Below are 23,225 nucleotides of genomic sequence, written 5' to 3' on the forward strand. Positions count from 1 at the left end.
AGCTACTGCACTCTGTCAGGTTGATATAAGACGCCGATGCGTCTGGATGGACATAAGAATACCGAAACCGGCCATCAGGGTCACTATCGATGTGCCGCCATAGCTAATTAATGGCAGGGGAACGCCGACGACCGGCATCAGCCCGGAGACCATGCCGATATTGACCAGGACATAAATAAAGAATGTCAGGGTGATGCTGCCGGCCAGCAGGCGACTGTAGGTGTCCTGGGCCTGGGTGGCGATCATCAGGCCACGGGCAATCAGCACGGCATAGAAAAACAGCAGCAGCAGAACACCCAGCAGACCGAACTCCTCGCTGTAGACCGCGAAAATAAAGTCAGTGGATCGCTCCGGTAGAAAATCCAGATGCGCCTGTGTGCCATTGAGCCAGCCCTTGCCATGGATCCCGCCCGAGCCGATGGCAATGGTGGATTGAATGATGTGGTAGCCCGAACCCAGCGGCTCGAGCTCCGGATTCAGGAAGGTCAGAACCCGTTGACGTTGATAATCGCGCAGCAGGGTGTTCCAGACCAACGGCGTACTGGCGGTCAGGGCAACGAGGGCGCCGACGATGAAACTCCAGCGCAGTCCGGCAAGAAACAGCACGAAAAAACCGGCACTGGCAATCAACAGGGCCGTGCCCAGATCGGGCTGACGGGCGATCAACAACGTGGGGATGATCAGCAGCAGTAATGCCACCAGCAAACGCTTTGGTGATGGCGGGATCGCTGTAATGCACAGATACCAGGCGAGCATCATCGGCACGGCCAGTTTCATGATCTCCGAGGGCTGAAAGCGGAACAGGCCGAAGTCCAGCCAGCGTTGGGCGCCGCCGCCACTCTGGCCAAAGGCAAGGACGGCCAGCAGCAATATCAGGCCGAGGGCGTATAACCACGGCGACCAGTGGCGAATGGTGTCCGGTTGCAGCTGTGCAATGCCCACCATAATGACAAAACCGATCAGCAGACGCAGGGCATGGCGTATCAGCATATCCGTTCCGCGATCGGAGGCACTGTAAAGAACGAAGCCGCCGATGACTGCCAGCACCAGCAAGGCGATCAATAGTGGCAGGTCCAGATGCAGACGCTGCAACAGCTGGCGACCGGCACTGATCCGGTTTTCGTTGGCGAGCTGATGGCTGTCAGTCAGGCTCATGAGGCGGATCCTGGTTGAGTAGGTAGTGATCCATGATTTTGCGGGCAATCGGGGCCGCCGAGGAGCTGCCACTGCCGCCGTTTTCCACAATCACCGCGACCACGATACGGGGATCGTCCACGGGGGCAAAGCTGATAAACAGTCCGTGGTCACGCAGGCGTTTGGCGATATCTTCCTCGACATACTCTTCACCCTGGGCAATACCAAAGACCTGCGAAGTGCCGGTCTTGCCGGCGGCTTCGTATTGCATACCGTAGCCAATTCCTCGGGCGGTACCCGTGCGACCGTGGATGACATCGCGCATGGCCTTGATCACGGTTTGCCAGTGATCCTGTTCGATATCCTGGATCGGTTCCAGCGGCTTGCTATCCTGAACATTGAATTCATTGGTGGAGGCATCCTGGATCGCATACAGCATGCGGGGTGTCTGGCGCTGGCCGCGCTGACTCAGAGTGGCGGTAATACTGGCCAGTTGCAGGGGCGTGGTCAGCATAAAACCCTGACCAATGCCGGTGATCAGGGTTTCGCCATGGAACCAGGGCTGGTTACGGGTGCGGCGCTTCCATTCCCGCGAGGGTAACAGTCCGGGCATTTCGCCACGGATGTCGATGCCAGTCCGTTTGCCCAGCCCGAAACGTGACATGTACTTGTGTATGTTGTCGATGCCCAGTTCAAAAGACAATTCGTAAAAGTAGACATCGCAGGATTCGGTAATCGCCTTGGACAGGTCGGTTTTACCGTGACCTTCCTCTTTCCAGTCACGATAACGCCGCTCGTCATTTTTCAGCTTGTACCAGCCCCGGCAATTTATTTCATGATCGGGTCGCAGTGCTTCGGTCTCCAGGCTGGCCAGCCCCAGAAACGGCTTGAGTGTCGAGCCGGGAGGATACTGACCGCGCAAGGCGCGGTTGAACAGCGGGCGCGCTATGGAGGAAGTCAGTTCGCGATAGGAGGCCGAATCGATACCGTTGACAAACAGATTGGGGTCGTAGGTTGGCATGCTGGCCAGGGCCAGGACCGCGCCGTTGGTCGGGTCCATCGCGATCAGAGCACCGTTTTCCTCCTGGAAGCTCTCTTCGGCAATTTTCTGCAGTCGGGAATCCAGGTTCAGGTAAAGATTCTTGCCCGGTTTGGGGAGGGTGCGTTCCAGTACGCGCAGAATCCGCCCCTGAGCGTTGGTTTCCACGCGCTGGTAGCCGACCTCACCGTGTAACTGATCTTCATAATAACGCTCCACGCCCACCTTGCCGATGTGCGTAGTGGCGCTGTAATTGGCGGTGTTGATGTCATCCAGTTCATTTTCACTGATACGTCCGACATAACCGATAGCATGCGAGGCCAGCTTGCCCAGCGGATAATGGCGGGCCAGCTCGGCCTTGATTTCAACACCCGGCAGCCGGTATTGATCGACCGAGATGCGGGCAACTTCTTCATCGGTGAGGCGAAAACGTAACGGAATCCCCTCGAAACGGCGTTTTTGCCGCCGGTAACGATGAAAGCGTTCGATGTCGGCCTCGGTCAACTGGATCAGGTCCTGCAGGCGCGCCAGGGTCGCGTCCAGATCGGGAATGTGTTCCGGTACCAGTGTCAGGGTAAAACTGGGCTGGTTCTGGGCCAGTACGATCCCGTTGCGGTCGTAGATCAGGCCACGCGTGGGAGGAATGGGCAGCAGGTTGACCCGGTTGTTTTCCGAGAGCGTGGAAAAGTGGGCCTGGTTGATAACCTGCAGATAAAACATCCGGCTGATCAGAATCGCCATCAATATCGCGACCCCGATACCGGCAACCAGCAGGCGCCGGTTAAACAGGGCGGTCTCTCGCAGGTTATCCTTCAGAGCGGGACGGGTGTTACGCGGCATCGGTTCGCTCAGCTGATTTGATAACGGCGTCGAATCTGTCGCATAAGCAGAAAGACCGGCGGCCAGAAGATCAGGCTGCTGACGGCCGGCAACAGCATTTTCCAGAATGAGGGCAGCTCCCCGGTCAGCCCCTTGATCCAGAACACCAGAATATATTGCAGGATCACCAGCATGCCGACCACCAGGGCCTGTTGCCATACCGGAAAGACCCGCAGGCGCTGGTGCATGTAGATCACGATAAATGCGATAAGGGCGAGAGTAATGGCGTATTGACCGAGCAGGGCGTCACGCACCACATCGAGCAACAGGCCCATGATCCAGGCAATTCCCACGCCGACGCGCTCGGGCAGCGCCATGACCCAGTACACCACGACCATAATCATCCATTCCGGCCGGGCCAGTTCCAGCGTGTCGGGTAACGGCATAATCGTCAGCGCCAGCGCCACGATGAAGCTGGCCAGAACCATACCTCCGCCGCCCTGCCTGTCCCGTCTCATTGTTCATTTCTCCGTTTGTGGACTTCGCAGGGGTTTTCCATCGGTGGCAGGTTGGCCAGCGCCGGCCAGACCAGCAACACCTCGCGACTGCGTTGCAGGCGGGCAACCGGTTCGGCAACGATTTCGGCAAACGGCAGGCTGGGGTTGGTGGTGACTTTAGTCACCGTGGCAACCGGATAGCCGGCCGGATAGACACAGCCCAGGCCGGAACTGACCAGCAGATCACCCTCTTGTATATCGGCATTGTTGGGCAGGTGCAACAGTTCCACGGTCCCTTCGCCACTGCCGACGGCCACGGCGCGCAGCCCGTTGCGATTGACCTGTACCGGTACCGCGTGATTGGGATCGGTGATCAGCAGTGCGGTGCTGGAGAAGGGGGTGACATGCGTCAGTTTCCCCATCACCCCGTGGGCATCGACGATGGGCTGGCCGATATACAGTTCGTCGTGACTGCTGCCCTTGTTGATCACCACCTGTTTTCTGTAGGGGTCGAGATCCACCGCCAGCAGTTCGGCGATCAGAATACGTTCACCGGCGCGCTTGGAGGATTGCAGCAGTTCGCGCAGATGGACGTTCTCTGATTCTATAAAGGTGAGTTTTTGCAGTTGGGCCTTGAGCAGCCGGTTCTGGGTGCGCAGCTCTTCGTTTTCTTTTAACAGCGTATCGCGGGTGACAAAGGTTTGTGATGCCCAGCCCATGAAATCGGCGGGCAGATTGACCGCGTATTGCAGGGGATAGACCACAACGGTCAGTCCGGAACGCAGGGTATTGATATAGCTGGTGCGGTGATCCACGGTCATCAGGGCCACTGAAATCAGGATCAGCAACAATAGCCGGATCGTGGCGGACGGACCTTGTACGAATAAAAGTTTAACAGTCAGGCTCCCCGACGGAATACAGGACAGGAACAGGTTACCGGTTTTTGCCCGCTCGAGTGAATCGGCCGGGCGGCCTGACCGGCGATGACCGGTCGCGGGCCGGAATCATTATTCGACAGTGAACAGATCGCCACCGTGTTCGTCGATCATCTCCAGCGCCCGGCCACCGCCGCGTGCCACACAGGTCAGCGGGTCCTCGGCGATAATCACCGGCAGGCCGGTCTCTTCCATCAGCAGTCGATCCAGATCGTTCAGCAGGGCGCCACCGCCGGTCAGGACCATGCCGCGTTCGGCAATGTCCGAGGCCAGTTCGGGGGGCGTTTGTTCCAGCGCGGTCTTGACCGCACTGACGATCCCCGACAACGGTTCCTGCAGCGATTCGAGAATTTCATTACTGTTGAGGGTAAAGCTGCGCGGTACCCCTTCGGCCAGGTTACGGCCGCGGACTTCCAGTTCGCGTACCTCGTGGCCGGGGTAGGCGGTCCCGATATCCTGTTTGATGCGCTCGGCGGTGGATTCGCCGATCAGGCTGCCGTAGTTGCGTCGCACGTAATTGATGATCGCCTCGTCGAAGCGATCACCGCCGATACGCACCGAGGCGGAATAGACGATCCCGCTCAGGGAGATCACGGCTACCTCGGTGGTACCGCCACCGATATCCACGACCATCGAGCCGCTGGCGTCGGAGATGGGCATGCCGGCACCGATGGCCGCAGCCATGGGTTCTTCAATCAGATAGACATCGCGTGCCCCGGCACCGGCGGCCGATTCACGAATCGCCCGGCGTTCCACCTGGGTGGAACCGCAGGGTACGCAGATCAATACCCGCGGACTGGGGCGGAAAAAGCGCGTCTCGTGGACCTTGCGAATAAAATGCTGGAGCATTTTCTCGGTGACGGTAAAGTCGGCGATAACGCCGTCTTTCATCGGCCGTACCGCGACAATATTGCCCGGAGTGCGGCCCAGCATGCGCTTGGCCTCGGCGCCGACGGCGGCGATCGACTTGGGCCCGCCCGGTCCGCGCTCCTGGCGAATCGCCACAACCGAGGGTTCATTGAGTACAATACCCTGGCCGCGGACATAAATCAGGGTGTTGGCGGTACCCAGATCGACGGAAATATCGTTGGAGAAAAGACCCCGTAAACTGTCAAACATGTTTGTAATCTTTATAGGTGATGGGATACGTCAGTATAAACGGGTACTGTAATCAAATAGAAGGGCTTTGGGCAAGGAATCATCTGTGGTAACGTTGCCAATTTGCCTAGCCCATCACAACCGGCCCCGGCGCCGGGATATTCTTGTATTTTCTGGATTATTGCTGGATTACCGAGGGAACCATGTCACTGGATAAATCTGACGTCGAGAAGATTGCGCATCTGGCCCGGCTGGCCATCGATGAGGCGGATATTCCCGGCTACGCCGACAACCTGTCGAACATTCTGGAAATGGTCGAGCAGATGAACGCGGTGGACACCGCCGAGGTCACGCCCATGGCGCACCCCCTCGATGCCGTCCAGCCCCTGCGCGAGGACCGGGTGACCGAAACGGATCAGCGGGAACGGTTTCAGGCCCAGGCGCCCAGTGTCGAGGACGGACTTTACCTGGTTCCCCGGGTCGTCGAGTAAGTGGCCCATCCGGTTTTTCCCTGAATTATCAAAGACTGACGCACACGAGAAGACGGCATGCACGACAAAACGCTTGCGGAACAGGCCCGGGATCTGGAACAGGGCGCCTATTCCAGTGAAGAACTGACCCGCCATTATCAGGAGCGCATCCGCGCGCTGGATCCGCAACTCAACAGTTATATCACCGCCGCGGCCGATGCGGCGCTGGCCCGTGCCCGGACGGCGGACGCGCAGCGCGCCGCCGGTGAGGCCGGCCCGTTGACCGGTATCCCGCTGGCGCACAAGGATATTTTCTGCACCGACGGCATCAAAACCAGCTGCGGCTCGAAAATGCTGGACAACTTCATCGCCCCCTATGATGCCACCGTGGTGACCCGCCTGAACGAGGCGGGGATGGTCACCCTGGGCAAGACCAACATGGATGAGTTCGCCATGGGCTCGTCCAACGAAACCAGTTTTTACGGGCCGGTGAAAAACCCCTGGGACACCGGGACCGTGCCCGGCGGGTCGTCCGGCGGATCGGCGGCGGCCGTGGCGGCCCGGCTGGCCCCGGCGGCCACCGGCACCGATACCGGCGGCTCGATTCGCCAGCCGGCGGCGCTGTGCGGAATCACCGGACTCAAACCGACCTACGGGCGGGTTTCCCGTTACGGCATGATCGCCTTCGCCTCCAGTCTGGATCAGGCCGGCCCGCTGACCCAAACGGCCGAGGACGCGGCGCTGCTGCTCAACGCCATGGCCGGTTATGACCCGCATGACTCCACCAGTCTGGACCGGTCGGTGCCGGACTATACGGCCGATCTTGGTGCGGATCTCAAGGGGCTGAAAATCGGCCTGATCAAGGAGCATTTCGATCCCGGACTGGATAGCGGCGTGGCCGACGCGGTGGACGCGGCCCTGGCCGAGTACAGGAAACTGGGTGCCGAGGTGGTGGAGATCAGCCTGCCCAACACCCACCTGTCGGTGCCGGCCTATTACGTGGTGGCTCCGGCCGAGTGCTCCTCCAACCTGTCGCGTTTCGACGGGGTGCGTTTCGGCTACCGCTGCGAGAACCCGCAGGATCTGGAGGATCTCTACAAGCGCAGCCGCGGCGAGGCCTTCGGCCCCGAGGTCAAGCGGCGTATCATGGTCGGCACCTACGCCCTGTCGGCCGGCTACTACGACGCTTATTATATAAAGGCGCAGCAGGCGCGGCGGCTGATCCGCGACGATTTCGTGCAGGCCTTCGAGTCGGTGGATGTGATCATGGGTCCCACCGCCCCATCCCCGGCCTTCAAGCTGGGCGAGAAAGCGGACGATCCGATCACCATGTATCTGTCGGACATCTACACCATTGCCGCCAACCTGGCGGGCCTGCCGGCCATGTCGGTGCCGGCCGGGTTCGTCAACGGCCTGCCGGTCGGGCTGCAGATTATCGGCAACTACTTCGACGAAGCGCGCCTGCTCAACGTCGCGCACCGTTTCCAGCAGGCCACCGACTGGCACTGGCGAACCCCTTCGGGGTTCGAGTGACGAGTTACGAGGGACGAGTGACGAGGATTGGTCTCGTTCCCGGACTCGAGAATTCGTTATTAGTAATGATTATGTTGAAACATGTGGACAGTGACAGGTATGGCTTTATTTCCTCGTCCCTCGTCCCTCGTACCTCGGAACTGACATGATGAGTTGGGAAACGGTTATCGGGCTTGAGATTCATACCCAGCTGGCGACGAGCAGCAAGATCTTCTCCGGCGCCTCGACCGCCTACGGGGCGCCGCCCAACAGCCAGGCCTGCGCGGTGGATCTCGGGCTGCCCGGTGTATTGCCGGTGTTGAACAAAGACGTGGTCAACATGGCCATCAAATTCGGCCTGGCTGTCGAGGCGCAGATCGCGCCGCGGTCGATCTTTGCGCGTAAGAACTACTTCTATCCCGATCTGCCCAAGGGTTATCAGATCAGCCAGTACGAACTGCCTATCGTCGAACACGGCCAGGTGAGTATTCGCCTGGACGATGGCAGCGAGAAGATCATCGGCGTGACCCGCGCGCATCTGGAAGAGGATGCCGGCAAATCGCTGCACGAGGATTATCACGGCATGACCGGCATTGATCTCAATCGTGCCGGTACGCCCTTGCTGGAGATCGTCTCCGAGCCGGATATGCGCTCGGCCGAAGAGGCGGTGGCCTATATGAAAAAGATTCACGCGCTGGTGCGTTATCTGGGCATCAGCGACGGTAACATGCAGGAAGGTTCCTTCCGTTGCGATGCCAATGTGTCGGTGCGTCCCAAAGGGCAGGAAGCGTTCGGTACGCGTACGGAACTTAAAAACATCAACTCGTTCCGCTTTGTGGAGCGCGCGATCAATTTCGAAGTCGAACGCCAGATCGACGTGCTCGAAGCCGGCGGCGAGATCATCCAGGAAACCCGCCTGTACGATGCGGACAAGGACGAGACCCGTTCCATGCGTTCCAAGGAAGAGGCGATGGATTATCGTTACTTCCCGGATCCCGATCTGCTGCCGGTGGAGATTACCGTTGAGCATATCGAGACGATTCGCGCCGACATGCCGGAACTGCCGGAGGCGAAAAAGGATCGCTTTGTCAACGATTACGGGCTCAAGCTCGAGGACGCCGTGATCCTGACCGCCAGCCGCGAGCTGGCCGATTATTATGAAAGTGTGGTCAGCGCCTGCGGTGAAGCCAAACTGTCCGCCAACTGGGTGATCGGTGAGTTATCCGGTTATCTGAACCGGGACGATCTGAGCATCACCGACAGTCCGATCAGTGCCACGATGCTGGCCGGGGTGATCAAACGTATCCAGGACAAGACCATCTCCGGCAAGATTGCCAAGGAGGTGTTCGATGCCATGTGGAACGGTGAAGGCGATGCTGATGCGATTATCGAGAAGAAGGGGCTCAAGCAGATCACCGACACGGGTGAGCTGGAGGCGATTGTCGATAAAGTAATTGCCGACAATCCCGAACAGGTCGAGCAGTTCAGGGCCGGCAAGGAGAAAGTGCTGGGTTTCTTCGTGGGCCAGTGCATGAAGGCCACCGGCGGCAAGGGCAACCCGGCGCAGCTGAACCAGATGTTGAAAGACAAGCTCAGCCAATGAGCCATCCTGACCTGTCACCGGCCGACAAAACGGCCGGAGTCTGATCATGAGCGATACCCTGCAACGTTTCCTGTTCGAAAACCTGGCGATTCGCGGCGATCTGGTACAGCTGGATGCCACCTGGAAAGCGCTACAGGAAAAACATACCTATCCCGATCCGGTGTTGCATCTGCTGGGCGAAGTCATGACGGCGTCGGTATTGCTTGCCGCCACCCTGAAACATGAAAGCCGGCTGACCATGCAGATCCAGGGCAATGGTCCGATTCCGTTCATGGTGGTGGAATGCACCCACGATCGTAACGTGCGCGGCATGGCCCATTACGCCGAGGATATCCAGCCCGGTTCCCTGCCCGAACTGGTCGGTGATGGCCGCCTGGCCATTACCCTGGAGCCGGCCAACAGCGCGGAACGCTATCAGAGTATCGTGGAACTCACCGGCAACAATCTGGCCGAGGCCATCGACGATTATCTGTCCCGTTCCGAACAGCTCGATACCCGTATCTGGCTGGCGGTCAGTAATCAACGTACCGCCGGTCTGTTGATCCAGAAGCTGCCGGCCAACCAGAGCGCCGAGGAGCAGGAAGGGTGGAACCGGGTCGAACAGTTGTCCGCCACCATTACCGACAAGGAACTGCTGGATCTCACCGCCCCGCAGGTGATCCATCGCCTCTATCACGAGGAAGATGTGCGTGTCTTTGAACCGGAACCGATCTGTTTTCGCTGTCCCTGTAGCAAGGACCGGGTAGCCAATATGTTACGTCAGCTGGGGATCGACGAAGTCCGCGCGATTCTCGAGGAAGAAGAGCACATCGATGTAACCTGCGAGTTTTGCAATCAGCAATACCGCTTCGATGCCGTGGATGCCGAACAACTGTTCGCGACCGAAGTGACCTACCGGACACCCGATACCCGCCACTGAACAGGCGAGCGGGCTATTGCCACACCTTACGAAGCGCGAGTGAATCGGGTCTGGAACGTCTGTTCAGGCCGTGGCGCCGCACACCGGACATTCGCTGTCCTGCTTCAGGGTCAGAGTGCGCCACTCCATATGCAGAGCATCGAGCAATAACAATTTACCGTCCAGCGTCGAGCCGATGTTGAGCAGAATCTTGATCACCTCAAGCGCCTGAACACTGCCAATGATCCCGACGATCGGCGCAAGAACGCCGTTTTCACTGCAGGAGGCATCCAGCTCGCCCTCTTCGCGATACAAACAACGGTAACAGGGACTGCCGGGTCGGTTCAGGAAAACACTGACCTGGCCTTCCATGCGAATCGCCGCGCCGGAAACCAGCGGCGTACCGGTCTCGACGCAGACGCGATTGAGCGCAAAGCGAATCTCGAAATTATCCGTCGCATCCACCACCACATCCACATTGCGGGCGATTTCGCCCAGCTCTTCGTCCGAGAGTTTGTGATCCAGGGTGGTAATGTGCAGTTGCGGGTTGAGCTGCATCAGGGTTTCGGCAGCCGAGGCGATCTTGGGACGGCCGATATCCTCATAGCGATGCAGAATCTGTCGTTGCAGATTAGAGAGATCCACATGGTCGTGGTCCACCAGCACCAGCTGCCCGACACCGGCCGCCGCCAGATACATCGCCACCGGCGAACCCAGCCCGCCCATGCCGATAATCAAAACCCGCGAAGCCAGCAGCTTTTCCTGCCCGGCTACATCCACCTGGGGCAACATGATCTGGCGACTGTAACGCAGCAGTTGGTCGTCGTTCATGGTCAGTCAAGTCTATGCGTTATCGAATAACGAAAGAATACGCCAAACAAACAGCGTTGAACAGGTAAATGAAAGTTGGCAAATAAAAGTTGGCAGTAGGCAGATGGCAGTTAGCAGTCGGCAGTCAGGAGTTTATGGGGTTTTCTAGCGTCTAGCCCCTAGCCCCTAGCCCCTGCTCTTATAGATAGTTACGCCAGTGCGAAGGACGGGGATCGCGACAGCCGTGTGCGCGATTGCGATAGTGTTTGATAAAGATTTCGCGGGTGGTTTTGTCCTGACAGGCCGGGCAGCCCAGGTTAGCCCGCTCGGTCTCCTCGGTATAGTAATGCAGGGCCCGTTTGAGTTTGATCAGCAGGGCGTTGTCCAGGTGAAAACCGGCCCGGGCCAGGGCGGACTCGATCTCGGCCAGGGTGATGTGACGCAGATCGTAATGGACCAGCAGGCGGGTATCGGTCGGGGCCTCGACATGCTGGATACCGTCGACCTCATTGAGCAACAGGGCCGCCGAACGCGCCGGATTGGGTTCGGGATGCAGGGAATGAAAAATAATGTCGCGTTGCTTGAGCACAGTCTGCCTGCGGGCCTGTTCACATGCCCTTTATCCTAAACCGATCACAGAAGGGGTCAATAGCTCCCGTATAAATAAGCGTTTGCTGATTTACCCCGCCGGGCGCTGGCCGACGGCGACCCTTGGGTTCCCGCCGAAGTCAATAAAATCAGCCACTTCGCCATAACCGGTATCCCGTAACAGACGCTGCACCGCTTCATCCTGATCATAGCCGTGTTCCAGTAACAACCAGCCGCCCGGCATCAGCCGCGCGGTTGACTGGCGGATAATCTGGCGAATGGCCGCGAGGCCGTCGGCACCGGCGGCCAGGGCGCCGCGCGGTTCAAAGCGGACATCGCCCCGGGAGAGATGCGGATCGGCCTCGCAGATATAGGGCGGGTTGGAGACGATCATCTCGAAGCGTTGCGCTGTCGGTAGATCGGCCAGCCAGTCGCCGTGGATAAACTGCACATTGTTCAGCCGGTGCCGGGCGGCATTGACCCGCGCCACATCGAGTGCCTCGGTCGATTGCTCGGTGGCGATGACATGGCAGCGGGGGCGTTCGGTGGCCAGCGCCAGTGCAATGGCGCCACTGCCGGTCCCCAGATCGGCGATGGTCCAGTCGGCCTCGGCTGGAATGCGTTCCAGGGCCAGTTCCACCAGCCGCTCGGTATCGGGCCGGGGAATCAATGTCGCCGACGAGACCGTTAATCGCAACGACCAGAAATCCTGTTCCCCCAGAATATGCGCGATGGGCTCGCCGGCGAGCCGGCGTTGCAGCAGGTGTTCGAACGTCTGTTGTTGGGCTTCGTCGACCGGTTTCTCCGGCCAGGTATGCAACCAGGTCCGGGACTGTTGCAGCACATGGGCCAGTAACAGCTCGCTGTCCAGGCGCGCCGAATCCGACACCGCCTGCAGGCGTCGATGGGCAGCGCCCAGCAGTTCGCTGACGGTTAACGACATAATAACGGGGGCGAATGGCACATACCGGCATTATACCTGAATCGGGTTTTACTACAGAGCAGGGTGGCTCAAGCGCAGCGGAGCCACCGGCACGATGAAGCCGGAACCGCTGCGCTTGTTCCGACCTACGGGATGTGTAGGGTGGCTCAAGCAACGCGGAGCCACCGTTTATCTACTTTTCGTTCTCTTCCTGCGCTTTGGCTTTTTCTTCCTCGCTCGGCTCGATCAGGCTGAGGATCGTCCAGCCGGCCTGGGGCGTCAGCTTGCCTTCGGCAACGAAGATCTGAATCCGGCCGCGCGGATCGATGGCGAATAAGGGCGTGGCCCGTTTGCCATATTTATTGCTGAATTCCTCGAAACTGAAATCGTCGCTCAGCTTGGTATCGTGTATCTTGGCGCCCTGACTGAGCAGACTGGAAAGCTTGCTGAAGGTGACGCCCTCGCCGAACAACAAATAGCCGCGATGTTCTTCGGCGGCAGTGAGTTTGTCCGGCGCATCTTTTTCCTGCGCGGTCTGCAGGGTATAGATCGCGCCGGAGCCGAATTCACGGCGAAAGCGCAGTCCGGCCAGCACATTCACATCGGCCATGGGAGAGAGGGCCAGCATGCGACCGATACCCACCAGATCCAGGCACTGATCCGCATGCGCGGAAATCGGGTTACCGTAATAGGTGGGCAGGCCGTCCATGCGCGCCGCGCGAATGTTCTCCCAGGTGGTATCGGTCAACAGCACATTGAACTCCTGTTCCTGCAGGGCCTGGCCGATGGTGCGGGCCACCGGGTTCGCGCCGATGATCAAAAAACCGCGCGGCTCCGGCTCGGCGACCCCCAGCCAGGTGGCAAACAGTCGCGAGGTGGCGCTTTGCAAGACCACGGTGCCGATGATGACCATGAAGGTCAGTGGCACCAGTAATGCCGCCTCGCTCATGCCTTCCTGTTCCAGGCGCAGGGCGAACAGGGCAGACACGGCGGCTGCAACGATCCCGCGTGGCCCGATCCAGCCCAGCAGGGTGCGCTCGCGCCAGTTTAGTGACGAGCGAAAGGTGGACACCAGCACTTTCAGGGGGCGGGCGATGAACTGGATGGCCAGCAGCACAAACAGCGCCGGCCAGCCCAGTTCGATGAGCGCATCGAGATCCAGCCGTGCCGCCAGAATAATAAACAGGCCGGAGATAAACAGCAGGCTGAGACTTTCCTTGAATGACAGAATGTCATGGATATGCACGCCCTTCATATTGGCCAGCCACAGGCCCATGACAGTGACCGCCAGCAGACCGGATTCGTGATACAGCGAATTGGAAATCACGAATACCGCGAAGACCAGCGTCAGGGTAGTGATGTTGTGCAGGTATTCGGGCAACAGATGATGGCGCAACAGCAGACCCAGCAGATAGCCGGGCACGGCTCCCATTGCGATGCCCACCAGCAGTATCGTGCCGAAACCGAGCAGGGTGGAGCCCAGTGCATCGCTGCCCTGGCCGGTAATAATAAAGTTGAACACCAGCACCGCCAGCAGGGCGCCAATCGGATCGATGACAATCCCTTCCCAGCGCAGAATATGGGTCAGGCGGCTGTTGGGGCGCACGGTGCGTAGCATGGGGATAATGACGGTTGGCCCGGTGACCACCGTGATGGCGCCGAACAGCAGCGCCAGCTCCCAGCCAATATCGAGCAACAGATACGTGGCGATGGCGGTCACAGCCCAGGTGACCAGCACACCCACCGAGACCAGGTTGATCACCACCTGTTGCAGTCCGCGGATCTGTTCGAACTTGAGGGTCAGACTGCCTTCGAACAGGATGACCGCGACAGCCAGCGAGACGAACGGAAACAGCAGATCGCCGAACAACGTATCGGGATCGAGCCAGCCGGTGACCGGCCCGGCGATGATACCGCCGATCAGTAAAAACAGAATCGCCGGCAGTTTCAACCACCACGACAACCACTGACTGGCAATACCGATCAGGCCGATACCGGCCAGGGCAATGAGAATATGTTCGTGCATGGGCGATCGGCAGCCGCGGTTGTTAGGGTTGTCTAATCCTGCGGGGATTCGATCAGTTTGGCAACATCCAGGTGCCGGATCGCATCCAGTGCCACCTCCCAGCGACCTTCGCCGCACAGGCCACTGATGCCGGCCTGCTCCCAGGCTTCCATGGCTTGCTGCAAACAGGCCTGGCGAACTCGTTCGGCGATCTCGAGTTTGTCATCCATGGTTCTGTACCACGCTGATGAGATCTGTTAACTGTTCAATGCTGGCTGTGGGCCGGGTCTCCCACGGATCGAAGGCCACGGCGGGATCGCGTCGTACCCAGGCAGTCGGCATATTGACCGCGGCGGCACCGAGAATATCAAAGGGATTGGAAGAGACCAGCCAGCAGTTTTCGGCGTTTGTTCCCACGCGGGACAGGCAATGGTGATAGACCGCGGGGTCGGGTTTGTAGCTGCCGATCTCATCCACGCTGATCACATCGGCAAAAAAATCGAGAATACCCGCCTGTTGCAACAGGCCGCGCACGCCCTCGGACGTCCCGTTGGAAAAGGCGACCATCTGCATGCCGGTTTGTTGCAGCGCCTCGAGTCCGGGCTCGACATCGGCAAAGGCCGGCAAACTGGCATAGTGTTTGAGCAGCTGCTGTTTGTTCGCCCCGGTCAGTTGCGTGCCAAACACGGTATCGCAGTAATCCAGCGCCTGGCGGGTACAGGTCGAAAAATCGACATAGCGGCGCATCAGACCCCGGCGAAAAGTATATTCCAGCTGTTTGTCGCGCCAGCGGCGGGAAAATTCGGGGGCTTTTTCGCCGATCAGCTGTTGTAGCTCCACTGCGATACCGTGGGGATCGATCAGGGTGCCGTAAATATCAAAGGCGAGTATCTGGGTCATGCTGCCGGTACCGATTAAAGTGAATGACAAGCATAGCAGCCGCAACGGGTGTCATCACGCCTCCGTGTTGGCGAAAAGTTCATCCCGCACACGCCGGATGGCGTTGACGTGATAGTCGACAATCCGCCGCCGGCCTGCCTCGCTCATCAGGATAGTGCGGCATTCATCCTCGTTATCCATAAAAAAGTTTTCCGTCAGCACCGCTGGCATGCGGGTGCGGGTCAGAACGTAAAAGCGACGCTCCTTGTCCAGATCACCATCGCGGTAATCGGCGCGCAGGGGGCGTTCCGGAAAGGTTTTTTGATATTCTTCGCCGAGGATGGTGGCGATGGGATCACTGAGGGTTTCCCCGGGAGAGGTAAAGACCTCGAAGCCGCGACCGCCGCCGGCATTGGCATGCACGCTGAGAAAGAAACAGGCATCCTGTCCGAAATAACGGTTGGCGCGTTTGACCCGGGTTTCGAGAGTGACATCGCGGTATTCGGGGGTGATGACCACATAGGGAATATTGTCGCGGGTCAGCGCAGCGACGATCCCATTGACGATCGCCCGGTTGAACTCACCCTCGAACAACTGACTGCCGTCGTCCCAGACGGGCGAGCGTTTTCCGGTGGTCTGGTATTCGCCGGCAATCAGCCCGCCGTGGCCGTTATCCAGTAAAACGATCATGGGGCATCCCTGTGGCTGGTTCAGGTTATCTTGTCGCTATACATACCAGAGACCGATAGCGGCTGTCACGTCCATCGCCTGTGTTCGTGCGCGGTCATTTTGCTAGACTGACAGACAGCAATCCGTCCCGTTGGCCAACTCGTTTCAAAGCGAAACCATGACCCGTTACCCGCACATCAAAACCGGTAATTACGCTGACCACCCGTCACCAAGGATCCGGTTCTGATGGCCCGGCAGGTCATGATTAACAGGCTTTTCATGCTGTTGTCACGGACGGCCATGTTCGCCGTGCTATGGTGGCTGCTCACCGAAGGGCAACCCGGCAGCTGGGGTTTGGGAGTCCCGGCGGTATTGCTGGCGACGCTGGTCAGCCTGCTCCTGGTGCCGCGCATGACGATCAGCATTCCGGCGCTGCTGCGCTTTATCCCGTTTTTTCTACGCCACTCTCTGGAGGGGGGGATGGATGTGGCGGGCCGGGCCCTGCATTCCCGGCTGCCGATCACGCCCGTACTGGTGGATTATCCCCTCAAACTGCCGGAGGGTTTGCCCCGGGTTGTGATGATCAATATGGTTTCCTTATTGCCCGGCACATTGAGTGTCGAAATCGATAACGATGGTTTGCGCGTGCATGTGCTGGATGGCAACAGTGACATCACGGTGCGCCTGGGTATCCTTGAGTGCCGGGTGGCGGAACTGTTTGCGCTCGCGATGACTCCAACGGTAAGCGATCACTCATTGACATAAATGCCGCTTTTCGAAACGCGGTGACGAAATAACAAAGAGGCAGATTCGTGGAACTGTTTTACTGGTCCTTGCTGGTTTTTCTGCTGCTCAACCTGATCGCCGGCCTGTGGCGTATCATGCGCGGGCCCAGCGGAGCGGATCGCATGCTGGCGGCACAACTGTTTGGCACCACTACGGTCGCCATGCTGGTGGTCATGGCCCAGTTACAGGCGCAGACGAGTTTACGTAATGTCGCCCTGATCATTGCCTTGCTGGCGGCGGTGACTGCGGTGGCCTTTGTGCGTCGCGCCTGGCCCGAGAAGGAAACTTCCCGTGATGCTGACTGATTATCTTGCGCTATTGCTATTGATTAGCGGCGGGTTCTTTTTTCTGGCCGGGACGGTCGGGTTGTTGCGCTTTCCCGATGTTTATACCCGGCTGCATGCCCTGACCAAGGCCGATAACGTGGGACTGGGATTTGTCATGGCCGGACTGGCGATCCAGTCCGGCTCCTGGCTGGTGGCGGGCAAGCTGTTTTTGATCTGGTTACTGGTCTTGCTGGCCGGGGCCAGCGTCGCCCATCTGATCGCCCGCCGGGCCCTGCAACGGGGAATCACGCCGTGGCAGCGGTGATGCCGCTGCTGTTCGACAGTCTGCTCGGGCTGGGGGGCATCTGGCTCGCCTGGCAGGCGTTGTCCAGTGACAACCTGTTCCGGGCCATTGTCCTGTTTGTGGCCTTTGGCCTGATGCTGGCCCTGGTCTGGGTGCGACTGGCGGCGCCGGATATTGCCCTGGCTGAAGCGGCGATCGGCGCCGGCGTCACCGGTGCCCTGTTGCTGGCGGCACTGGCCAGGCTGGATGTTGTCGTTCACGAAGAGGCGACGAACCCCGAACCGTCACAGCCTTCCTGGCATCGACCTGGCTCGGGTTTTGTTGCTCTGCTGACAGCGGGACTGTTCATTGCCCTGGTCTATACCCTGTACCACCTGCCCGTCGATACGCCGGGATTGCGTCGGGACGTTATCGCGCAACTGGATAACAGCGGCGTCCGCCATCCGGTGACGGCGGTGCTGCTCAACTTTCGCGGTTACGACACATTGCTGGAGATACTGGTGCTGCTGCTGGCCTTGCTGGGCGTCGGGTCGCTGGGCAAGTGCCATCGTCAGGCCGTAACGGCCACCGGCCCGGTACTGGATGCCCTGTCACGTCTGTTAGCGCCGGTGCTGGTGCTGGTGGCGGCGTATCTGTTATGGCTGGGGGCAAGCGCCCCCGGCGGCGCGTTTCAGGCCGGCGCGGTGCTGGCGGCCGGCGGTATTTTGTTGTTGTTATCCGGCTGGCGTCTGCCGGCCCGGTTTGCCCGCTGGCCATGGCGATTGTTACTGGCTTTGGGGCCGGTGTTGTTTCTCGTTCTTGCCCTGATCACCCTGTGGCTGGAAGGCAAGTTGTTGCAATACCCGCCGGCGCAGGCCGGTGGATGGATATTGCTGATCGAAGCGAGTGCCAGCCTGTCGATCGGCGCGATACTCGTGGCGCTGTTTATGGGCGGGGACGCCGAACCGGAGCACAAGGATGAATAGCTTGCTAATCTACACTCTCACCGGGGCGGGCCTGTTTACTCTCGGACTGTATGCGCTGATCGTACATGCCCATTTGCTGCGCAAGATCCTGGCCATCAATGTCATGAGCAGTGGCGTGTTTCTGCTGCTGGTGACACTGGCGCGCAGCAGCGGTGACCCCACCTCGGCGGATCCGGTGCCACAGGCGATGGTCATAACCGGTATCGTAGTGGCGGTCTCCGCCACGGCACTGGCTCTGCTGTTGATGCTCAAACTCCATCGGGCAACCGGCCGGGCACACCTGCCCGGGGATCATGCGAAGTAGGATGATCGCATGGAGGCGTCGCTGAACAGCAACTGGATCGTTTTGCCCGTGATGGTGCCGTTGCTCGGGGCCTTGCTCGGGTTTCTCTTGCCGGGTTGGACCCGTTTTATCGGACTGGTCAGTGTCGTCGTATCGGCTACCTCGGTATTTGTGTTGGGGCGTCAACTGTTACTCGCAGGTCCTGTGGCGCATGCCGTGGGCGGCTGGGGCGCGCCGTTGGGGATCGTACTGCAGGTGGACGGCCTGAGTCTGTTAATGCTGGGTATCACCGCGGTGGTGTTTGTGGCCGTCAGCGTGCATGCCAGCGAATTTTTCTCTTTGCCGCAGCGGCGCCATTTCTGGCCGATATGGCTTATGCTGCTGGGCGCCCTGAATGCCCTGTTTGTGTCGGGCGATATTTTCAACCTGTATGTCACGCTGGAGCTGATGACATTGGCCGCCGTGGCCCTGACCGCCCTGGGCGACGAACCCGAAGCACTGGCCGGCGCCATGCGTTATTTGCTGGCCAGTCTGCTGGGATCGATGGTCTATCTGCTGGGTGTGGCGTTGCTCTATCATCAGTTCGGTACGCTGGATATCAGTCTGCTGGGTGAGCGCACAGCCAATGCCCCGACCCTGTGGCTGGCCGGTGGTCTGATGTTCGCCGGACTGATGCTCAAAACCGCGTTGTTTCCCCTGCACTTCTGGCTGCCTGCGGCCCATGCCAGTGCGCCGGCGCCGGTCAGCGCGATTCTCTCGGCGCTGGTGATCAAGGCTTCCTTTTATATTTTATTGCGTTTGTGGTTTGAAATCTTCGCGCCTTTGACGAGCGGGGTGCTGGTGGAGATCGCCGGCGGACTCGGTGCACTGGCCATCCTGTGGGGCTCGGTTCTGGCCCTGCGACAACAGCGGTTGAAACTGTTGATCGCCTATTCAACCGTGGCGCAGATCGGTTATCTGTTTGTCGGATTCGCACTGGCGGTGGCCAGCGGTTCAAACGTGATCTGGGGCGCGGTACTCATGCTGGTGTTATCCCATGCGCTGGCCAAATCGGCCATGTTTCTCGCCGCCGGTAACCTGTTGCACTTTGGCGGGCATGATCGGATTGCTGATCTGGATTGCCTGGCGCAGCGCCTGCCGCTGTCGGTGGCGGCCTTCGGCGTGGCCGGCGTCAGTATCATGGGGCTGCCACCCAGTGGCGGCTTTGCCGCCAAGTGGCTGTTGCTGCAGGCGGCGTTTGAGCAGGGGCGCTGGGACTTGATCGGGGTGCTGATCATCGGCGGTCTGCTGGCGGCGGCCTATGTGTTCAAGGTGATCGGTCCGGCCTTTACGCCCGGTAGTGAATCGTCGCAGGTGTCGCCGCTGATCGCGTTGCGCCTGGGCTGGCCGGCCCTGCTGCTGGCCATCGCGGCGGTGGGGCTAGGCCTGTTTACTCTGCCGGTGCTGGAGCTGTTGGCGATCGGTGATCCGAGCAACCTGGTCGGGCGGGAGGGATGATGATGCAGGCCAGCCTGCCACTTCTCATCATCGCCAGCTCGTTGCTGGTGGGCCTGATCATTTTTACCCTGCCCGAGCAGCGGACGCACCTGCGTACCACCTTGAACCTGGCCGGAGCCCTGATCAAACTGAGCCTGGTCATCGTCATGCTGTGGGGCGTGTTTCACGGCCAGCAGTACCAGACGCAACTGCCGCTGGTGCCCGGGATCGATCTGGTGTTGCGGGCCGGGCCGTTGCCATTGTTATTTGTCACCCTGTCGGCGGTGTTGTGGTTACTGACCACACTGTATGCCATCGGCTATCTCGAAGGCTCGCCCCATCGCAGTCGCTTTTTCGGTTTTTTCAGCCTTTGTGTGGCGGCCACCGCCGGCGTGGCTCTGTCCGGTAACCTGTTTACCTTTTTGTTGTTTTATGAGCTGTTGACCCTGTCGACCTATCCGCTGGTAGTGCATCGCGGCAGCGAGGTGGCGCGCCGGGCCGGTCAGGTGTATCTGGCCTATACCGTGGGTGGCGGCGCCCTGCTGTTGATCGGGATCGTCTGGCTCTACAGCCTGACGGGTGACCTGACCTTTACCCCCGGTGGTCTGGGTCAGGCACTGGAAGGCCATTCACGTTCGGTGTTGATCACGATCTTCGCGCTATTGATCGCCGGGCTGGGGGTCAAGGCGGCGCTGGTGCCGTTTCACAGCTGGTTACCGCTGGCAATGGTGGCGCCCGCCCCGGTCAGCGCGCTGCTACATGCGGTGGCGGTGGTCAAGGCCGGTGCGTTCGGTATCGTCCTGGTATTGTATGAGATCTTCGGCATTGAATTCGCCGCCGAACTGGGTGTTACCGGACCGCTGGCTGTACTGGCGGCAATCACCATACTGTACGGATCATTGCGGGCGCTCTATCAAAACGACGTGAAACGCCGACTGGCCTTTTCCACCGTCAGCCAGGTTTCGTATATCGCGCTGGGCGTGGCGATCCTCGGGCCGCTGGCGACCATCGGCGGACTCGTGCATCTGGTGCATCAGGGGCTGATGAAGATCACGCTGTTCTTCTGCGCCGGTAATCTGGCCGAAACGCTGGGCATCCACAAGGTCGAGGAAATGGACGGCGTGGGGCGGCGCATGCCCTGGACCATGGGCGCCTTTACCCTCGGCGCGCTGGGCATGATCGGCGTGCCGCCGCTGGCGGGCTTTATCAGCAAATGGTATCTCGGTCTGGGCGCCTTGCAGGCGGATCAGGCCTGGGTGTTGTGGGTGTTGATCGGCAGCAGCCTGCTGAACGCGGGCTACTTTCTGCCGGTGTTGTATCGCGCCTGGTTTCGTGAACCGGCCGGCCAATGGCCGCAGGAACGGCACTTCGGTCGCAAGGAGACCGCCTGGCTGTTGTTGCTGCCGCCCCTGATTACCGCGGCGATGGCGGTCGGCGCCGGCCTGCTGGCCGCGATTCCGTTCAGTCCGCTGCAATGGGTGCAGTTCATCGTCGAAGGGGAGGGCTTTTTACCGTGACCGAACTGCTGTTGCCGATAAGCGTGTTGTTGCCGTTGTTGCTGGCGGTGGCCTTGCTGTTCTGGCATGGCGGTTTCCGGTGGATCCCGTGGGCCGCGTTGCCGGCGCTGATCGCGGCGCTGGTATTGCCCCTCGACAGTACGATCAGTCTGCCCTGGGTGTTGCTGGGCAGTGTCTGGGGCGTGGATGGGACCGGCCGGATCTTTTTATTATTCACCGCACTGTTATGGCTGGGTGGCGGTTTGTATGCGTCGGGATATCTGCGCGAACGCCGGCGCCGTTTCGGTGTGTTCTTTTTGTTGGCGATGAGCGGCAACATCGGTCTGGTTGTCGCACAGGAGCTGGTGAGTTTTTACCTGTTCTTTGCCCTGATGAGTATCGCTTCGTATGGCCTGGTGGTACACGAACGCAGTCAGGCCGCACTGCGCGCCGGTCGCATCTATATGATCCTGGTGTTGCTCGGCGAAGTGTTGCTGTTCGCGGCAATGGTGATGCTGGTGAATGCCAGCGCCGGCGCGCTTGATTTTCCCGCAGTGCGTGCGGCGACGGCGCACATGACTTCCGCCGATCTGCTGTACCTGTTGCTGCTGATCGCACTGGGTATCAAGGCAGGCCTGATCGGTTTGCACGTCTGGTTGCCGCTGGCCCATCCGGTCGCGCCGATCCCGGCCAGCGCCGTGTTGTCCGGGGCGATGATCAAGGCGGGGTTGCTCGGCTGGTTACGCCTGTTGCCGATGGGCGAGGTTAGCCTGGTCGGTTGGGGCGAGGCGATCATGTTTGTGGGAATGCTGACCGCCTTTTATGCCGCGCTGATAGGGGTACTGCAACGGGATCCCAAGGTGGTGCTGGCCTATTCGAGTATCAGCCAGATGGGGGTAATGACCCTGGCCGTGGGCGCGGGCCTGCTGTCGCCGGTGGCCTGGCCCCTGTTATTGCTGGCGGTAACGTTGTATGCGCTGCATCATGGCCTGGTGAAAGGGGCGCTGTTCCTTGGCGTGGGCATGAGCACCGGCGCCAGCCCGCGTCAACGCCGCAGGGTGGGTGCCGGCCTGTTGCTGGCGGCATTGGCAATGGCCGGGGCGCCGTGGAGCGGTGGCATGCTGGTCAAGGATCTGCTTAAAAGCGGCCTGCAGTCGATACCGAGTGCCGGGATCTATGCCGATCTGCTGCCATGGAGTGCCCTGGCCACCAGCCTGTTAATGTTGCGTTTTTTATACCTGGTCTGGTCCCGGCAACCGAAAGCGGAGGCGAGCGGGATCAATGATGCCATGCTGACCGGCTGGTTGCTGGTGCTGACGGGGGCGCTTTTCCTGCCCTGGGGCATCTGGCTAACGGGTGTCGATCTCGTCGGTGAGTTCATATTCGCCCCGCTGGCCAGCCTGTGGCCACTGGGCGGGGCGTTACTGATCGGCGGGTTGTTCTGGCGCTGGCGACCGAGCTTGCCCGTGGTTGCGGCCGGCGACATCGTCGTGCCGCTGGAAAAACTGGTAGCCCGTCTGCTGGGGGCAGTCCGTATCCTGTTGAATGCACTGAACCGGTGGTCGGGGCCACCACGCTGGATTCGTTCCTATCGGCTGACAGCACTGGGGTCGGCCGAAGTCTGGCTAACCCGCTGGCGAAGTGCTACTGGCCTGTTCGTGGTGCTGGTGATCCTGTTGATCGTCGGCGGCGGTATGACAGGCGGATAGTATCGATCGCGGCCTGATTTATCGGTGGTAATCCGTCGTGTTGAAACTCGCGTTTATGCGCC

24 protein-coding genes are annotated in these 23,225 nt (G+C 59.9%); 12 read left to right on the top strand and 12 right to left on the bottom strand.

What is annotated here, in order from left to right:
* Window positions 1-15: 15 nt before the first annotated feature.
* The 5 genes from rodA to U5K34_RS07955 form a co-directional block, all read right to left on the bottom strand.
* Window positions 16-1,155, bottom strand: a complete 1,140-nt coding sequence (gene rodA / locus U5K34_RS07935) for a rod shape-determining protein RodA (protein WP_322567848.1) — start codon at window positions 1,153-1,155, stop codon at window positions 16-18.
* Window positions 1,142-3,013 carry a penicillin-binding protein 2 gene (mrdA, locus tag U5K34_RS07940; protein ID WP_322567849.1) on the bottom strand — a complete coding sequence of 624 codons (1,872 nt, stop codon included), beginning with the start codon at window positions 3,011-3,013 and terminating at the stop codon, window positions 1,142-1,144. The genes rodA and mrdA overlap by 14 nt, the downstream gene beginning before the upstream one ends.
* An 8-nt stretch (window positions 3,014-3,021) precedes the next feature.
* Window positions 3,022-3,510, bottom strand: coding sequence for a rod shape-determining protein MreD (gene mreD, locus U5K34_RS07945; RefSeq protein ID WP_322567850.1), 489 nt, complete (start codon window positions 3,508-3,510; stop codon window positions 3,022-3,024).
* Window positions 3,507-4,421, bottom strand: coding sequence for a rod shape-determining protein MreC (mreC, locus tag U5K34_RS07950; RefSeq protein ID WP_322568091.1), 915 nt, complete (start codon window positions 4,419-4,421; stop codon window positions 3,507-3,509). Before mreC ends, mreD begins: the two co-directional genes overlap by 4 nt.
* Window positions 4,422-4,496: 75 nt before the next feature.
* Window positions 4,497-5,543: a rod shape-determining protein gene (locus U5K34_RS07955; RefSeq protein ID WP_322567851.1), complete on the bottom strand. Its 1,047-nt coding sequence runs from the start codon at window positions 5,541-5,543 to the stop codon at window positions 4,497-4,499.
* Between the two features lie 182 nt (window positions 5,544-5,725).
* Between U5K34_RS07955 and gatC the strand changes: the two genes are divergently transcribed.
* From gatC to hslO, 4 genes are all read left to right on the top strand, one after another.
* Complete coding sequence (gene gatC, locus U5K34_RS07960) at window positions 5,726-6,013, top strand: Asp-tRNA(Asn)/Glu-tRNA(Gln) amidotransferase subunit GatC (protein WP_322567852.1); 288 nt, start codon at window positions 5,726-5,728, stop codon at window positions 6,011-6,013.
* Window positions 6,014-6,070: 57 nt separating this feature from the next.
* Window positions 6,071-7,525 (top strand): Asp-tRNA(Asn)/Glu-tRNA(Gln) amidotransferase subunit GatA, encoded by a 1,455-nt coding sequence (gene gatA, locus U5K34_RS07965; protein ID WP_322567853.1) that lies wholly within the window; start codon window positions 6,071-6,073, stop codon window positions 7,523-7,525.
* 148 nt (window positions 7,526-7,673) lie between these two features.
* Window positions 7,674-9,107 carry an Asp-tRNA(Asn)/Glu-tRNA(Gln) amidotransferase subunit GatB gene (gatB, locus tag U5K34_RS07970; RefSeq protein WP_322568092.1) on the top strand — a complete coding sequence of 478 codons (1,434 nt, stop codon included), beginning with the start codon at window positions 7,674-7,676 and terminating at the stop codon, window positions 9,105-9,107.
* A 46-nt stretch (window positions 9,108-9,153) separates the two neighbouring features.
* Window positions 9,154-10,026 carry an Hsp33 family molecular chaperone HslO gene (hslO, locus tag U5K34_RS07975; RefSeq protein WP_322567854.1) on the top strand — a complete coding sequence of 291 codons (873 nt, stop codon included), beginning with the start codon at window positions 9,154-9,156 and terminating at the stop codon, window positions 10,024-10,026.
* A gap of 63 nt (window positions 10,027-10,089) precedes the next feature.
* Here the strand turns inward: hslO and U5K34_RS07980 are convergent, their stop codons facing one another.
* The 7 genes from U5K34_RS07980 to U5K34_RS08010 form a co-directional block, all read right to left on the bottom strand.
* On the bottom strand, window positions 10,090-10,836 hold the full coding sequence (locus U5K34_RS07980) for a molybdopterin-synthase adenylyltransferase MoeB (protein WP_322567855.1): 747 nt from the start codon (window positions 10,834-10,836) through the stop codon (window positions 10,090-10,092).
* 178 nt (window positions 10,837-11,014) lie between these two features.
* Window positions 11,015-11,404: a hypothetical protein gene (locus U5K34_RS07985; RefSeq protein WP_322567856.1), complete on the bottom strand. Its 390-nt coding sequence runs from the start codon at window positions 11,402-11,404 to the stop codon at window positions 11,015-11,017.
* Window positions 11,405-11,494: 90 nt separating this feature from the next.
* Entirely contained in the window at window positions 11,495-12,346 is an 852-nt protein-coding gene (gene prmC, locus U5K34_RS07990) for a peptide chain release factor N(5)-glutamine methyltransferase (RefSeq protein ID WP_416224062.1), read from the bottom strand.
* A gap of 172 nt (window positions 12,347-12,518) precedes the next feature.
* On the bottom strand, window positions 12,519-14,351 hold the full coding sequence (locus U5K34_RS07995; RefSeq protein ID WP_322567858.1) for a sodium:proton antiporter: 1,833 nt from the start codon (window positions 14,349-14,351) through the stop codon (window positions 12,519-12,521).
* Between the two features lie 32 nt (window positions 14,352-14,383).
* On the bottom strand, window positions 14,384-14,560 hold the full coding sequence (locus tag U5K34_RS08000; RefSeq protein ID WP_322567859.1) for a hypothetical protein: 177 nt from the start codon (window positions 14,558-14,560) through the stop codon (window positions 14,384-14,386).
* On the bottom strand, window positions 14,553-15,230 hold the full coding sequence (locus U5K34_RS08005) for a haloacid dehalogenase type II (RefSeq protein WP_416224063.1): 678 nt from the start codon (window positions 15,228-15,230) through the stop codon (window positions 14,553-14,555). Before U5K34_RS08005 ends, U5K34_RS08000 begins: the two co-directional genes overlap by 8 nt.
* A gap of 54 nt (window positions 15,231-15,284) precedes the next feature.
* Entirely contained in the window at window positions 15,285-15,899 is a 615-nt protein-coding gene (locus U5K34_RS08010; RefSeq protein WP_322567861.1) for an N-acetylmuramoyl-L-alanine amidase, read from the bottom strand.
* Between the two features lie 225 nt (window positions 15,900-16,124).
* On the opposite strand from U5K34_RS08010, the gene U5K34_RS08015 reads away from it, so the two are divergent.
* From U5K34_RS08015 to U5K34_RS08050, 8 genes are read left to right on the top strand one after another with little or no spacing between them, the layout of a single operon-like run.
* Window positions 16,125-16,643: a Na+/H+ antiporter subunit E gene (locus tag U5K34_RS08015; RefSeq protein ID WP_322567862.1), complete on the top strand. Its 519-nt coding sequence runs from the start codon at window positions 16,125-16,127 to the stop codon at window positions 16,641-16,643.
* A 47-nt stretch (window positions 16,644-16,690) separates the two neighbouring features.
* A complete protein-coding gene (locus U5K34_RS08020) occupies window positions 16,691-16,969 on the top strand; it encodes a monovalent cation/H+ antiporter complex subunit F (protein ID WP_322567863.1) in 279 nt (92 codons plus the stop codon).
* Complete coding sequence (gene mnhG, locus U5K34_RS08025; RefSeq protein ID WP_322568093.1) at window positions 16,959-17,255, top strand: monovalent cation/H(+) antiporter subunit G; 297 nt, start codon at window positions 16,959-16,961, stop codon at window positions 17,253-17,255. The genes U5K34_RS08020 and mnhG overlap by 11 nt, the downstream gene beginning before the upstream one ends.
* Window positions 17,255-18,199 carry a hydrogenase subunit MbhD domain-containing protein gene (locus U5K34_RS08030; protein WP_416224064.1) on the top strand — a complete coding sequence of 315 codons (945 nt, stop codon included), beginning with the start codon at window positions 17,255-17,257 and terminating at the stop codon, window positions 18,197-18,199. Before mnhG ends, U5K34_RS08030 begins: the two co-directional genes overlap by 1 nt.
* Entirely contained in the window at window positions 18,192-18,503 is a 312-nt protein-coding gene (locus U5K34_RS08035; RefSeq protein WP_322567865.1) for an NADH-quinone oxidoreductase subunit K, read from the top strand. The genes U5K34_RS08030 and U5K34_RS08035 overlap by 8 nt, the downstream gene beginning before the upstream one ends.
* Before the next feature lie 9 nt (window positions 18,504-18,512).
* Window positions 18,513-19,979 (top strand): complex I subunit 5 family protein, encoded by a 1,467-nt coding sequence (locus U5K34_RS08040; protein ID WP_322567866.1) that lies wholly within the window; start codon window positions 18,513-18,515, stop codon window positions 19,977-19,979.
* Complete coding sequence (locus tag U5K34_RS08045) at window positions 19,976-21,475, top strand: complex I subunit 5 family protein (protein WP_322567867.1); 1,500 nt, start codon at window positions 19,976-19,978, stop codon at window positions 21,473-21,475. The genes U5K34_RS08040 and U5K34_RS08045 overlap by 4 nt, the downstream gene beginning before the upstream one ends.
* Entirely contained in the window at window positions 21,472-23,163 is a 1,692-nt protein-coding gene (locus U5K34_RS08050; RefSeq protein ID WP_322567868.1) for a complex I subunit 5 family protein, read from the top strand. The genes U5K34_RS08045 and U5K34_RS08050 overlap by 4 nt, the downstream gene beginning before the upstream one ends.
* Window positions 23,164-23,225 lie beyond the last annotated feature (62 nt).

This window comes from Thiohalophilus sp. (assembly GCF_034521165.1).
Lineage (GTDB): Bacteria > Pseudomonadota > Gammaproteobacteria > UBA6429 > Thiohalophilaceae > Thiohalophilus.